This window comes from Vibrio sp. 10N.222.48.A3, assembly GCF_041475345.1.
GTDB lineage: Bacteria > Pseudomonadota > Gammaproteobacteria > Enterobacterales > Vibrionaceae > Vibrio > Vibrio tasmaniensis_A.
Map to the genome: position 1 here is coordinate 1 of NZ_JBFRVX010001651.1, position 227 is coordinate 227.

The following is a 227-nucleotide window of genomic DNA, read 5'->3' on the forward strand; positions in this document are numbered from 1 at the left end:
AAGTAGCAAACAACGCTCAAGGCGCAGCCGCCGCGGCTCGTGAAGCTGACGATGCGACACTAGACGGTACATCTGTAGTAAGTGACACGACTCAAGCGATTGATAACCTTTCAGCACGTATCGACCAAGCGGTTGCAGAAGTACAAGTACTTGAATCAGCAACAGCAAATATCGAGACGATTCTTAAAGTAATCAACGATATCGCAGACCAAACCAACCTACTTGCA

Annotated in this window: 1 pseudogene; it reads left to right on the forward strand. The window is 47.6% G+C overall.

The window, feature by feature from the left end:
* Positions 1–227, forward strand: a pseudogene (locus tag AB4653_RS28270) (chemotaxis protein); the annotation flags it as partial.